The 13,073-nt window shown below is 56.3% G+C and carries 13 protein-coding genes; all 13 read right to left on the reverse strand.

Features of this window, described 5'->3' with window-relative positions:
- Positions 1 to 21 precede the first annotated feature (21 nt).
- A complete protein-coding gene (gene atpD / locus K8I84_RS12195) occupies positions 22 to 1,413 on the reverse strand; it encodes a F0F1 ATP synthase subunit beta (protein ID WP_223795051.1) in 1,392 nt (463 codons plus the stop codon).
- A 55-nt stretch (positions 1,414 to 1,468) separates the two neighbouring features.
- On the reverse strand, positions 1,469 to 2,329 hold the full coding sequence (atpG, locus tag K8I84_RS12200) for a F0F1 ATP synthase subunit gamma (RefSeq protein WP_223795052.1): 861 nt from the start codon (positions 2,327 to 2,329) through the stop codon (positions 1,469 to 1,471).
- Between the two features lie 74 nt (positions 2,330 to 2,403).
- Complete coding sequence (gene atpA, locus K8I84_RS12205) at positions 2,404 to 3,948, reverse strand: F0F1 ATP synthase subunit alpha (RefSeq protein ID WP_223795053.1); 1,545 nt, start codon at positions 3,946 to 3,948, stop codon at positions 2,404 to 2,406.
- 28 nt (positions 3,949 to 3,976) lie between these two features.
- The gene (locus K8I84_RS12210; protein WP_223795054.1) at positions 3,977 to 4,513 is read right to left on the reverse strand and encodes a F0F1 ATP synthase subunit delta; all 537 of its coding nucleotides are present in this window, start codon (positions 4,511 to 4,513) and stop codon (positions 3,977 to 3,979) included.
- Positions 4,514 to 4,528: 15 nt separating this feature from the next.
- On the reverse strand, positions 4,529 to 4,999 hold the full coding sequence (locus tag K8I84_RS12215) for a F0F1 ATP synthase subunit B (RefSeq protein WP_223795055.1): 471 nt from the start codon (positions 4,997 to 4,999) through the stop codon (positions 4,529 to 4,531).
- 67 nt (positions 5,000 to 5,066) lie between these two features.
- The gene (gene atpE, locus K8I84_RS12220; protein WP_012138088.1) at positions 5,067 to 5,324 is read right to left on the reverse strand and encodes a F0F1 ATP synthase subunit C; all 258 of its coding nucleotides are present in this window, start codon (positions 5,322 to 5,324) and stop codon (positions 5,067 to 5,069) included.
- A 73-nt stretch (positions 5,325 to 5,397) separates the two neighbouring features.
- Positions 5,398 to 6,270 (reverse strand): F0F1 ATP synthase subunit A, encoded by an 873-nt coding sequence (atpB, locus tag K8I84_RS12225; RefSeq protein ID WP_223795056.1) that lies wholly within the window; start codon positions 6,268 to 6,270, stop codon positions 5,398 to 5,400.
- A 19-nt stretch (positions 6,271 to 6,289) separates the two neighbouring features.
- Complete coding sequence (locus K8I84_RS12230) at positions 6,290 to 6,691, reverse strand: F0F1 ATP synthase subunit I (RefSeq protein ID WP_223795057.1); 402 nt, start codon at positions 6,689 to 6,691, stop codon at positions 6,290 to 6,292.
- A 266-nt stretch (positions 6,692 to 6,957) separates the two neighbouring features.
- Positions 6,958 to 7,833, reverse strand: coding sequence for a ParB/RepB/Spo0J family partition protein (locus K8I84_RS12235; protein ID WP_223795361.1), 876 nt, complete (start codon positions 7,831 to 7,833; stop codon positions 6,958 to 6,960).
- Between the two features lie 60 nt (positions 7,834 to 7,893).
- On the reverse strand, positions 7,894 to 8,688 hold the full coding sequence (locus K8I84_RS12240; protein ID WP_223795058.1) for a ParA family protein: 795 nt from the start codon (positions 8,686 to 8,688) through the stop codon (positions 7,894 to 7,896).
- 33 nt (positions 8,689 to 8,721) lie between these two features.
- The gene (rsmG, locus tag K8I84_RS12245; RefSeq protein WP_223795059.1) at positions 8,722 to 9,354 is read right to left on the reverse strand and encodes a 16S rRNA (guanine(527)-N(7))-methyltransferase RsmG; all 633 of its coding nucleotides are present in this window, start codon (positions 9,352 to 9,354) and stop codon (positions 8,722 to 8,724) included.
- A gap of 9 nt (positions 9,355 to 9,363) precedes the next feature.
- Positions 9,364 to 11,250 carry a tRNA uridine-5-carboxymethylaminomethyl(34) synthesis enzyme MnmG gene (gene mnmG, locus K8I84_RS12250; RefSeq protein WP_223795060.1) on the reverse strand — a complete coding sequence of 629 codons (1,887 nt, stop codon included), beginning with the start codon at positions 11,248 to 11,250 and terminating at the stop codon, positions 9,364 to 9,366.
- 340 nt (positions 11,251 to 11,590) lie between these two features.
- Entirely contained in the window at positions 11,591 to 12,889 is a 1,299-nt protein-coding gene (locus K8I84_RS12255) for an MFS transporter (RefSeq protein ID WP_223795061.1), read from the reverse strand.
- Positions 12,890 to 13,073: the final 184 nt, after the last annotated feature.

A 13,073-nucleotide genomic window follows, 5' to 3' on the forward strand; every position in this document is an offset into this window, starting at 1 on the left:
AAATCGGTGCTAAGGCTGATTTTACTCGCCTTTGCTCTTCATTTCCTTCGCTTTCTCGACCGCTTCCTCGATGCCGCCGACCATGTAGAACGCCTGCTCAGGCATGTCGTCATAGTCACCGTTGAGGATGCCCTTAAAGCTGCTGATGGTCTCCTTCAGGGACACGTACTTACCGGGAGAACCGGTGAATACTTCAGCAACGTGGAACGGCTGGGACAGAAAACGCTCGATCTTACGGGCACGGGCTACAGTCAGCTTGTCTTCTTCTGACAGCTCGTCCATACCCAGGATGGCGATGATGTCTTTCAGTTCCTTGTAACGCTGCAGGTTGGTCTGCACGCCACGCGCAACTTCGTAGTGCTCCTGACCGATGATCAGCGGGTCCAGCTGACGAGAGGTGGAGTCCAGCGGATCGATCGCCGGGTAGATACCCTTGGAAGCGATGTCACGGCTCAGTACTACGGTCGCGTCCAGGTGAGAGAACGTCGTCGCCGGAGACGGGTCAGTCAGGTCGTCCGCCGGTACGTATACCGCCTGGATGGAGGTGATGGAACCGGTCTTGGTGGAGGTAATACGCTCCTGCAGCTCACCCATCTCCTGGGCCAGGGTCGGCTGGTAACCTACCGCGGAAGGCATACGGCCCAACAGTGCAGATACCTCGGTACCCGCCAGGGTGTAACGGTAGATGTTGTCAACGAACAACAGTACGTCACGGCCTTCGTCACGGAACTTCTCAGCCATGGTCAGGCCGGTCAGAGCTACACGCAGACGGTTTCCGGGGGGCTCGTTCATCTGGCCGTAAACCATGGCCACTTTATCCAGAACGTTAGACTCCTTCATCTCATAGTAGAAGTCGTTACCTTCCCGGGTACGCTCACCAACACCTGCGAATACGGAGAGACCGGAGTGCTCTTTCGCGATGTTGTTGATCAGCTCCATCATGTTTACGGTTTTACCTACACCGGCACCACCGAACAGACCAACCTTACCACCCTTGGCGAACGGGCAGATCAGGTCGATAACCTTGATACCGGTTTCCAGCAGGTCTGCGGAGGCAGACTGATCCGCGTAGCCCGGTGCCTTACGGTGGATAGCCCAGCGCTCTTCCTCACCGATGTCGCCCTGCTCGTCGATGGGACGACCCAGAACGTCCATGATACGGCCCAGAGTCTGGGTACCGACCGGTACGGAGATAGGTGCGTTGGTGTTGGTTGCGGTCAGGCCACGCTTGAGGCCTTCGGTGCTGCCCATGGCGATGGTACGTACAACACCGTCGCCCAGCTGCTGCTGGACTTCCAGAGTTGTGTCGCCACCTTCAAGCAGCAGTGCGTCATATACTTTTGGCACGGAGTCACGTGGAAATTCCACGTCGATAACCGCGCCAATGATCTGAACGATTTGTCCGCTACTCATGCTCGGTTCCTCGTTATCTTAATAGTCAATAAAACCAGTTGGATCGTGGGCGGGATCAGACCGAAGCCGCGCCGCTCACAATCTCCGAAATCTCTTGGGTGATCGCTGCCTGACGGGCCTTGTTGTAAGCCAACTGAAGCTCGTCAATGATGCTGCCAGCGTTATCAGTAGCGCTCTTCATGGCAATCATCCGCGCAGCCTGCTCACAAGCCAGATTTTCAACCACGCCCTGGTAAACCTGGGACTCGATGAATCTCGGCATCAGGCCTTCAAGAATCTGCCTGGCGTCCGGCTCGTAGATGTAATCCCACTGGTTCTTGATTTCGTCGTCTTCGCTCGGAGGCAGGGGCAGTAGTTGCTCCACCTTCGGGCTCTGGGTCATGGTGTTCACAAACTCGTTTGAAACAAGATACAGACGATCAATCTTGCCTTCTGAGAACGCGTCCAGCATAACCTTGACGTTGCCGATGAGCTTGTCTGAGCTTGGGTTGTCACCCAGGTGGGTCAATGCCGCAACGACATTGCCGCCATAGCTCCGGAAAAAAGACGCGCCTTTCTGACCGATCGCACAAAGATCAGCCTCCACGCCTTTCTCGTTCCACGCTTTCATTTCGCGGACAAGCGCTTTGAACAGGTTGATGTTCAGACCACCACAGAGGCCACGATCAGTTGACACCACGATGTAGCCGACGCGCTTGACGTCACGCTCCACCATAAACGGGTGCTTGTACTGAGCATTCGCCTTGGCAATGTGCCCGATCATCTGACGCATCTTATCGGCATACGGACGAGTTGCCTGCATGCGATCCTGAGCTTTACGCATCTTACTCGCCGCAACCATTTCCATGGCGCTGGTGATCTTCTGCGTGCTCTTGATGCTTGATATCTGGTTACGTATTTCTTTGCCGACGGCCATAACTCACTGCCTTCTCAAGTTAGACACTCGTTGCTACGAAACTGGCCTGCAACCGGGGTTGCAGGCCTGCTTTCTTACCAGCTCTGAGTGGTCTTGAATTTCTCCAGTGCAGCTTTCAGGCCGGCAGCGATTTCGTCGTTGAAATCGCCCTTAACGTTGATCTTGTCCAGCAGTTCTTTCTGCTCGGAACGCATCCAGTCCAGGAGCTGCGCTTCGAACTTAACCACTTTCTCGACATCAACGTCGTCCAAGAAGCCTTCGTTGGCTGCAAACAGAACCGTACCCATCTCAGCCACGGACAGCGGGCTGTACTGGTTCTGCTTCATGAGTTCGGTAACACGCTGACCGTGCTCGAGCTGCTTACGGGTTGCTTCGTCAAGGTCGGAAGCGAACTGGGCAAACGCGGCCAGTTCCCGGTACTGAGCCAGGGCCAGACGGATGTTACCGCCGAGCTTTTTCATGATCTTGGTCTGGGCTGCACCACCAACACGGGATACAGAGATACCTGCGTTCATCGCCGGACGGATACCGGAGTTGAACAGGTTGGTTTCCAGGAAGATCTGACCGTCAGTGATGGAGATTACGTTGGTCGGTACGAACGCAGATACGTCACCGGCCTGGGTCTCAATGATCGGCAGCGCGGTCAGAGAACCGGTCTTACCTTTCACTTCACCGTTAGTGAGCTGCTCAACGTAGTCGGCGTTAACGCGGGAAGCGCGCTCCAGCAGACGTGAGTGCAGGTAGAATACGTCACCCGGGTAGGCTTCACGGCCTGGCGGACGACGCAGCAACAGAGAGATCTGACGGTAGGCTACAGCCTGCTTGGACAGATCATCGTATACGATCAGGGCGTCTTCACCGCGGTCACGGAAGTATTCACCCATCGCAGTACCGGCGTACGGAGCCAGGAACTGCATCGCTGCAGGATCAGCAGCACCCGCAGCAACCACGATGGTGTGGTCCATAGCGCCGTGCTCTTCCAGCTTACGTACTACCGCAGCGATAGAAGACTGCTTCTGACCTACGGCAACGTAGATACACTTTACGCCCGTGTTCTTCTGGTTGATGATCGCGTCGATGGCAACCGCAGTCTTACCGATCTGGCGGTCACCGATGATCAGCTCACGCTGACCACGACCGATGGGAACCATGGTGTCGATCGCTTTCAGACCGGTCTGTACCGGCTCATCAACGGACTGACGAGCGATAACGCCCGGAGCAACCTTCTCAACCGGAGAAGTCAGGTCAGTGCCCAGATCGCCCTTGCCGTCGATCGGGTTACCCAGACCGTCGACAACGCGGCCCAGCAGTTCCGGACCAACCGGTACTTCCAGGATGCGACCGGTGCAACGAACCTTCTGACCTTCGGCCAGATCCTCGTAGTCACCCAGAACAACCGCACCTACGGAATCACGCTCCAGGTTCAGAGCCATACCGTAAGTGCCGTTAGCGAATTCAATCATCTCACCGTACATTACGTCGGCAAGACCGTGGATCAGTACGATGCCGTCAGAAACGGACAGGATCGTACCTTCGTTCTTTGCTTCGGAAGAGATATCGAGCTTTTCGATTCTCTTCTTGATGATGTCACTGATCTCGGATGGATTCAGTTGCTGCATGCCAATATCCTCAAACCTTGTGCTGAAATCAGGAGCCCAGAGTCTCGACCAGCTTTTTCAGCTTTCCGCGTACAGATGCGTCGATGACCAGATCGCCAGTGCGAATGACGGCGCCACCAATCAGAGACTTGTCCAACGACGCTGCGAGTGACACTTTCCGCTCGAGTTTCTCGGACAGTGCCTGGGCGAGCTTCTGTTGCTGTTCGTCCGTCAGCTCAAATGCTGAGGTGACGTCAATGTCAACAGTGCGCTCCAGGTCAGCCCGGTACGTGTTGAAGAGCACTGCAATCTCCGGAAGAAGCGCCAGACGCTGGTTTCCAGCGAGCACCGAGAAGAAATTGCGAACCTGATCGGTCGCCTCTTCGCCGGCAACCTCCAGGATGAGTTCCGCTTTCTTCTGCTCTTCGAGACCCGGATTTGCGAGAAGCCGTCGAATGTCTGCATTCGCAGTGACCTGACCAGCCACGGTCAGCACCTTGTCCCACTCGGCGAGCTGATTCAGCTCCTGAGCGGCGGAAAATGCTGCTTTAGCGTAGGGTCGGGCCAGCGTTCTCAGTTCTGCCATGATGAACCTCGTCGTTTACAGTTCTGCCGCCAGTTTTTCCAACATTTCGTTGTGCTTGGAGGCATCGACAGAGGTTTCCAGGATTTTCTCAGCACCGGCGACAGCAATTGCGGCAACTTCTGCACGCAGAGCGTCACGAGCCTGATTGCGCTCCTGCTCAATTTCGGCCTTGGCCTGCTCAATCAGCTTGTCGCCTTCCTTGCGGGCTTCATCTTTGGAAGCTTCCACAATCTGGGCGGCACGCTTGTTGGCCTCTTCAATCAGGGCTGCTGCTTGCTGCTTTGCTTCGCGCAGTTCCTGGGCAGACTTCTCCTGAGCCAGTTCCAGGTCGCGCGCTGCACGATCAGAAGCAGCCAGTCCGTCAGCGATCTTCTTTTGACGCTCCTGCAGTGCGGCCATAATCGGCGGCCACACGTATTTCATGCAGAAGACGACAAAGATAAAGAACGCGATGGCTTGACCAATCATCGTCAGATTAATGTTCACGTCTTCACCTCTCGCCTGTTTCGTTCAGAATCATTGACCGGGGTCGGGGCCCCGGTGACAGACTCAATTAACCGGCGATCTGGCCGACAAACGGGTTGGCGAAAGTGAAGAACAGAGCGATACCAACACCGATCATGGTTACGGCGTCAAGCAGACCAGCAACGATGAACATTTTGACCTGCAGCATCGGGGTCATTTCCGGCTGACGCGCAGCGCCTTCCAGGAATTTGCCACCGAGGATACCAAAGCCGATTGCAGTACCCAGGGCGCCCAGGCCGATCAGCAGTGCAACAGCAATAGCGGTCATTCCAACTACAGTTTCCATGATAACTCCTAGTTTTAGTTAAGTTTCAATTTAAGGGGTTAGGGTTTAAAAACTACGTCTCAATGGTGTCCGATCAGTGACTGTCTTCGTGAGCCATGCTCAGGTACACGATCGTCAACATCATGAAGATGAATGCCTGCAGGGTGATGACCAGAATGTGGAAGATCGCCCAGGGTACAGACAGTGTCCACTGCGCCCACAACGGCAGCAGCGCAATCAGGATGAAGATCAGCTCGCCGGCATACAGGTTACCGAACAGACGCAGAGCCAGGGAGATCGGCTTGGCGATCAGACTCACGCCTTCCAGCAGCAGGTTCACCGGAACCAGCAGGATCTTCAGGAACAGGTTGTCAGAAGAGAACGGGTGCAGGGTCAATTCGCCCAGGAAGCCACCCACGCCCTTCACTTTCAGGCTGTAGTAGATGATCAGAGCGAACACGGACAGGGACATACCCAACGTCACGTTCACATCCGTGGTCGGTACCACCTTCATGTACTCAAGGCCCATCATATGGAACAGTTGCGGCAGGAAGTCTACCGGCACCAGGTCCATCAGGTTCATCAGGAAAACCCAGCAGAAGATGGTCAGTGCCAAGGGCGCAATAACCTTGTTTTTCCCGTGGAAGGTCTCTTTTACGCTGTTATCAACGAATTCGACCATGACTTCCACGAAGTTCTGCAATCCGCCCGGCTGGCCGGATGTCGCGCGCTTGGCGGCCATGCGGAACAGGAAAAGGAACAGAACGCCCAGACCAATGGCCCAGCCAAGTGAGTCGATATGAAGAGCCCAGAAGCCCATGTCAGAGGCTTCTTGCCCGGTGTGGGCGAGTGTCCAGGTTGATTCTTCGAGTACGGTTCCGTCAGCCCGCTCATAGCCGGCTGGCAGTTTGCCGTAGGTGAGGTTCTGGAGGTGATGCTTTATATATTCGGATGCACTTCCTGCCATAACGGGTTCCCAGGTCCAGTTAGCTTTGCTGCGTTTTGCTGCCCACCAGCATTGGCGTAAACCAATTGGTAACCAGCATGATCGCAAATGTTAAAAAGAGTGCCGCGATGTCGAGCGGCTGAATCCATTTGAACACCATTGTGAAACCAACGGCGCAAAGGATGAGCTTGCCGGCCTCACCCTTGTAAAAAGAATTCATGATCTGTTTGGCAGACCGCGCGCCGGAGTAGCGGAATGCCTTGAGCGCAAAATAACCGTTGGACAGCAAAAAAATGGTGCCACCCAAAAGCGCTGAATACCACGATACCTGACCGCGCAAACCAAGAAACGCCAGGCTAACCACCACCAACACTACACCTTGTAAAAAAAACCACCGTGCAATCGGTGGGCGGTGTAAACCGCGTGGAGCTGGTTTCGTCATTTTCTTCCCGGGAATACGGTGCATTAACCCGTTGCAGTTCAAAAAGTAGACAACTACACCGATACGAGCGCGGAGATTATATGTGTTCAAGTGATGTGAATCAACAAAACGCGGGGCCGGTTAGGCGGCGCAAAACTGCTTGCGCAGAGGGATTTCGGGGGTTGGGACACAAATAGGCGAACAAACGATGAAGGACCACTACATGTTGTGTAGCCGCTCGATTCAGTGCTACAAAATGGCACCGAAAACGATGCCTTGGTCACAAATTACTTGATATGGCCCAATATGCCATCGAGTTCGTCCAGAGAGCTGTATTCGATCACCAGCTTGCCCTTACCACGCTGACCGTGCGCAATGGAGACCCGGGCGCCAAGGCGCTCAGCGAGGTCATCCTGCAAGGCCCGGATATTGGGATCCAGGGCAGCCGGCTCCCGCTTCTGGTCACCGGGTTTTTCCTGCTGGATTCGACGAACAAGGGCCTCAGTCTGGCGAACCGAAAGAGACTTGGCGACCACCTGCTTGGCCACCTGCATCTGTTGCTCCGGGGGCAGGGTTAGCATGGCGCGACCATGGCCCATCTCCAGATCGCCGTGCTCAAGCATCAATCGCACGTCTTCGGTCAAACTGATCAAACGGAGCAGGTTGGTGATGGTGGTGCGGGACTTGCCCACGGCTTCGGCCACCTGCGCCTGGGTCAATCCGAATTCGTCCTGCAGGCGCTGGAGGGCGAAGGCTTCTTCAATAACATTCAGGTTTTCCCGCTGAATATTCTCAATCAGCGCCATGGCGATGGCCGCTTCATCCGGTACATCGCGGATGATGGCCGGAATGCGGTCGAGATCCGCCATCTGGGTAGCGCGCCAGCGACGTTCACCGGCAATCAGTTCATAGCGGCCTTCACCGATCGGACGAATGACCACCGGTTGCATGACCCCTTGCTGTCGAATGGAGTCGGCCAGTTCCTGCAACGCGGTCGGATCCATGTCCCGGCGGGGCTGGTAGCGTCCGCGCTGAATCAGATCGATGGGTACTTCACGCAGTTCACCGTCGTGTTCGGCCACTTCCTGATCCAGATTCACCTTGGAACCCGCCAGCAGGGCGCCAAGTCCACGCTCACCCAATCCTCTTTTCTTCGCCGCCATGGTGTCAGTCATTCTTCCTGTTGTAATTCGATCGATGTCAGTCAATGACAGGACGGTATGTTACACCGCAACCGGCTCAGATGTCTTTTTTGCGCCATGCCGGCGCACCATTTCGCCAGCCAAGGCCAGATAAGCCACGGCCCCTTTCGAGGCGCGATCGTATTTCAGGGCCGGCATGCCATAACTGGGCGCTTCGGCGAGACGTACGTTTCTGGGAATAACGGCACGATAGACCTTGTCACCGAAATACTCATTCAGCTGGGCAGAAACATCCAGGGTCAGGCTGTTTCGGGGGTCGTACATGGTGCGTAATAGACCTTCGATCTCCAGCTCCGGGTTGACGGTTTCCTGGATCTGCTCGACGGTGTTCATCAGTGCGGCCAGCCCCTCCAGTGCGTAGTACTCGCACTGCATCGGGATCAGTACCGAGTCCGCAGCCGACAGGGCGTTGACCGTGAGCAGGCTCAGTGACGGCGGGCAGTCGATCAGGATGTAGTCGTAGTCATCACGAACGCTGTTCAGAGCCAGGCGAAGGCGGTGCTCACGACCGATTTCATTCATCAGTTCAACTTCGGCCGCGGTCAAATCCCCATTGGCCGGTAGCAGCTTGAACCCCGATGCCTCGGCCAGAAAGACCACCTCTGCAGCCGATGCTCGCTTGGTCAGCACATCGTAACCAGAGAGCTTGAGGGCGTTTTTATCCACCCCACTGCCCATGGTGGCGTTGCCCTGCGGATCCATATCCACCAGCAGAACCCGGCGCTTTATGGCAGCCAGAGACGCAGCAAGGTTGACACAGGTGGTGGTTTTTCCCACGCCGCCTTTCTGGTTGGTCACTGCGATCACGCACGCCATGTCTGGTCTCCTGTTTGGGGATGTCTGGAATTGCTATGCCCGGCCAACCACCAGAAGGTGGCGTTCACCGTCTGATCCGGGAACCGCCAGGGTATGACGGGATTTTACCTGCCAACCGGCAGGAAGGGCAGCCACTTCATCATCCGGAAACTGGCCTTTCATGGCAAGAAACTCGCCCTCTTTCGCCAACAAGCTACCACACCAGTCCACCAGGTTTTCCAGTGCCGTGAACGCCCGACTGCTGATCTGAGTGAAAGGCTGCTCAGGCTGGCAATCCTCAGCGCGACCATGGATGACCGACACATTGTTCAGACCCAGCTCCAGAACACACTGGTTGAGGAAACGGGTCTTCTTGCCGTTGCTGTCGAGCAGGGTGAACTGTTTATCCGGCAGAGCGATCGCCAGCGGAATACCCGGCAAACCACCGCCGGCGCCTACATCCAGCAGGTGATCGGTCTGTACCCAGGACAGGATGCTCAGACTGTCGAGCAGTTGTCGCGACACCATTTCCGTCTCATTACGGACGGCGGTCAGGTTGTAGGCCCGATTCCACTTGTTGAGCAAAGCCAGAAAGGCCAGCAACTGTTCCTGCTGGCCTTCGCTGAGGGAGATAGTCATGGTCGCCAGCCCATCGCTGAGCTGGCGCTGCCAGAGTGAATTGGTCATAGGCGCGGCTCAGGCACTCTGCTTCTTCAGCAGATCACGCTTCTTGAGATGCACCAGAATCTGGCTGACCGCAGCCGGGGTCACGCCCTGAATCCGGGACGCCTGGGCGACGGTTTCCGGGCGCACGGCCTGGAGTTTCTGCTTGATTTCATTGGACAGGCCACCAATCTGGTCGTAGTCCAGATCGACGGGCAGACGGGTATTTTCGTTCCGGCGCAGACGCTCGATCTCATCCGCCTGGCGGGAAATGTACCCCTCATACTTGATCTCGATTTCCACCTGATCGGCAACGTTGGCATCACTCACCCGTTCCGCACCAATGTCGGCAATGTGGCTGTAGTCGATTTCCGGACGACGCAACAGCTCCGCCAGCGACTGGTCCCGATTCAGCGGCTGCTTCAGGAAGCCATTGGCCCGCTCCCCCGCGTCGGTGTTCGGATGAATCCGGGTCGACTCCAGACGAGTCCGCTCCTGGGCAATAGCCTCACGCTTTTCGTTGAACTTCTGCCAGCGGTCATCGTCCACCAGGCCCAGTTTTCGGCCTACATCGGTCAGACGCAGATCGGCGTTGTCTTCCCGCAGAATCAGGCGATACTCCGCCCGGCTGGTGAACATACGGTACGGCTCGCTGGTGCCCATGGTGATCAGGTCGTCTACCAGAACCCCCAAATATGCCTCATCCCGGCGCGGGTACCACTCGTCTTTTTCCTGCGCTCTTAGCGCCGCATTAATACCGGCCAACAAGCCCTGGGCACCGGCTTCTTCGTAGCCGGTGGTGCCATTGATCTGGCCCGCGAAGTACAGGCCACCGATGAACTTGGTTTCCAGGGTATGGCGCAGATCCTGCGGATTCAGGTAGTCATACTCGATCGCATAGCCCGGGCGCGTGATGTGAGCATTCTCAAAACCCGGGATAGAGCGCACCGCCGCCAGCTGGATATCGAACGGCAGGCTGGTGGAAATCCCGTTCGGATAGAGTTCGTTGGTGGTCAGGCCTTCCGGCTCGACGAAAATCTGGTGCGAGTCCTTGTCGGCAAAGCGATTGACCTTGTCCTCGATGGACGGGCAATAGCGTGGCCCGACGCCCTCGATGTTGCCGGCAAACATGGGCGAACGATCAAAGCCGCTGCGGATGATGTCGTGGGTCTGTTCCGTCGTGCGGGTCACATAACAGCAGATCTGTTCCGGATGTTCATCCCGGCTGCCCACAAACGACATGACAGGTGTCGGGTTATCGCCCCACTGCTCGTCCATCACGGAGAAATCCACCGAGCGGGCATCGATACGCGGGGGTGTACCGGTTTTCAGACGACCCACATTGAAGGGAAGCTCCCGCAGGCGCGCAGCCAGAGCGTTGGCAGGCGCATCACCCGCACGCCCGCCGGCGTGATGCCGCATGCCAATGTGGATAACGCCACCCAGGAACGTGCCGGTGGTCAGCACCACGCTGGGTGCGCGGAATCGAATGCCGGTCTGGGTGACCACACCGGTCACCACGTCGTTTTCCACAATCAGGTCATCTGCTGCCTGCTGGAACAGTGTCAGGTTGGGCTGATTCTCCAGCGCATGACGCACTGCGGCCTTGTAGAGGACTCGATCCGCCTGGGCTCGGGTAGCCCTGACGGCGGGCCCTTTGCGACTGTTCAGGATGCGGAACTGGATTCCCGCCTGGTCGGTCGCTTTCGCCATGATGCCGCCGAGGGCATCGATTTCCTTCACCAGGTGACTTTTGCCAATACCCCCGATGGCCGGGTTACAGGACATCTGCCCCAGGGTCTCAATGTTGTGCGTCAGCAGCATGGTCTGTGAGCCCATGCGCGCTGCCGCCAGAGCGGCCTCGGTACCGGCATGACCGCCACCAATGACAATGACATCGAAACGGGTCGGAAAATCCACAGTTCACCTCAGAAATCAGGGGGATAAAAACAGGGCGGCGAGTATAACGTCTCGCCTGTCAAAATGCAGTGTGAATGTGCAAATTTTAACCACCGTGAACGACCGGTGGAAGTGGTACAGACCGAAACGCGCCCAGAAACTGCCAGTTATCATGCGGACAACCGTAGGGATTTGCCGAAACCCACAGCTTTTCAGCGCCTTGTAGAAACCTGTTCAGAAGAGTTTTCAAAAAAATATCCACAAGCAAAAAGACGCTTACGGAACATGTAAAACAACGTCAATTAATTGGTATATAAAGCTTTTTTAATTTTAATCCACGGATTATACGAAGGTTGTTCAACTATTTATCCACAGAAACCGAAAACTCTCGGGTACGCAGATAGGTAACCAGCGCCAGAACGACGCCATTAAGCAGAGATAGAGACAACAGAAAACCCGGGATATCCACATTCATAATCCCCAGTACAACCATACCCGCCAAGGCGCTGATCACCATGAACAGCGCATTGATCACGTTCAGCGCGGCGATGATTCGTGCCCGCTGGTGAGCGGGCGTTTCATGCTGGATAAACGCATACAGGGGCACAATAAACAGCCCCCCGGAGATACCCACTCCGATCAGGTCGATCAGCACCCGGAGATAGGTTGGGTTGGTCAGGAACGTCAGCCAGATCGAAGACTCCGGGAAATCCGGCACAGCAAAGAACAGGTCGATACCAAACAGGCTCAACCCCAGCGCCCCCCAGGGCACGGGCTTGAGGGACACCCTGTGCCGGGTCAATCGCTCGCACAGGGACGCACCCACGGAAATGCCGATCGTGAACAGTGCAAGAAGGAGGGTGACCACGGTCTCGTCCCCACCCAGATGAACCCGGGAAAAATTCGGAAACTGGGTGAGGTAGGCCGCGCCCAGGAACCAGAACCAGGAAATGGCGAGGATGGCCAGCAGAACCTGACGACGCTGTGCCGCCAATATCATCAACCTCCAGGTCTCCACCACCGGACGAAGACGCACCGTCACCGCGGAATGCCGGTCGTGAGTCGGTGGTACCTGCCGGGCCGCCAGATACCCGAGAACCGCCATGACCACAACGGCCACCGCTGTATAGCGCGCCGGAGCTTCCAGCGTCATCAACAAGCCTGCCGCAATGGTACCGAGGAGGATGGCGACAAAGGTACCCATGCTCACCAGACCATTGCCGCCCACCAGCTCATCGTCGGACAGAACCTGTGGAAGAATCGCGTATTTTACCGGTCCAAAGAACGTGGACTGGGTGCCCATCAGAAACAGCAACACCAACAACAACTCATACCAGCCAAACCAGAGACCGGCGGCGGCCAGCCCCATGATCAGGATCTCTGCCAGCTTGACCCAGCGGATAATACGGGACTTTTCATAATGGTCTGCAAGCTGGCCGGCAATGCCGGAAAACAGGAAAAACGGCAGGATGAACAGAAAGGCCGCGAGGTTAACCACCAGATTGACGGACATCCCCATCACACCGCCCGCGCTGAACGTTATCAACAGCAGCAAGGCATTCTTGTAAAGGTTGTCGTTAAACGCCCCGGAAAACTGGGTGAGGTAAAAGGGCAGGAAACGTCGCTCGGCCAACAACCGGAACTGACTGTGCTTTGCCATAGGCGTCCTTTTGATGCACTTATCCACAAGCCGTTTGCTTTCTTGCACTGCGCTGGGGCGGAAACCCGAAGCAGGACAACGCTCTGTACCGGCGGTTGCTGAGGCATGGAAAGCAGTAACGCCGAGCAGGTCCAGAGACCATTACCATGAGTAACCTAGCCCGAGTAGGCGACCTTTGCCATAG

It is taken from the genome of Marinobacter sp. F4216 (assembly GCF_019931195.1).
In the GTDB taxonomy this organism is placed as follows: domain Bacteria; phylum Pseudomonadota; class Gammaproteobacteria; order Pseudomonadales; family Oleiphilaceae; genus Marinobacter; species Marinobacter suaedae.

Bases quoted from the DNA above. Each gene is read 5' to 3' on its own strand.
- atpB (WP_223795056.1), bottom strand. From the start codon at position 6,270: ATGGCAGGAAGTGCATCCGAATATATAAAGCATCACCTCCAGAACCTC.
- atpG (WP_223795052.1), bottom strand. From the start codon at position 2,329: ATGGCCGTCGGCAAAGAAATACGTAACCAGATATCAAGCATCAAGAGC.
- K8I84_RS12240 (WP_223795058.1), bottom strand. From the start codon at position 8,688: ATGGCGTGCGTGATCGCAGTGACCAACCAGAAAGGCGGCGTGGGAAAA.
- K8I84_RS12230 (WP_223795057.1), bottom strand. From the start codon at position 6,691: ATGACGAAACCAGCTCCACGCGGTTTACACCGCCCACCGATTGCACGG.
- K8I84_RS12235 (WP_223795361.1), bottom strand. From the start codon at position 7,833: ATGGCGGCGAAGAAAAGAGGATTGGGTGAGCGTGGACTTGGCGCCCTG.
- atpD (WP_223795051.1), bottom strand. From the start codon at position 1,413: ATGAGTAGCGGACAAATCGTTCAGATCATTGGCGCGGTTATCGACGTG.
- atpA (WP_223795053.1), bottom strand. From the start codon at position 3,948: ATGCAGCAACTGAATCCATCCGAGATCAGTGACATCATCAAGAAGAGA.
- K8I84_RS12255 (WP_223795061.1), bottom strand. From the start codon at position 12,889: ATGGCAAAGCACAGTCAGTTCCGGTTGTTGGCCGAGCGACGTTTCCTG.
- rsmG (WP_223795059.1), bottom strand. From the start codon at position 9,354: ATGACCAATTCACTCTGGCAGCGCCAGCTCAGCGATGGGCTGGCGACC.
- K8I84_RS12210 (WP_223795054.1), bottom strand. From the start codon at position 4,513: ATGGCAGAACTGAGAACGCTGGCCCGACCCTACGCTAAAGCAGCATTT.
- atpE (WP_012138088.1), bottom strand. From the start codon at position 5,324: ATGGAAACTGTAGTTGGAATGACCGCTATTGCTGTTGCACTGCTGATC.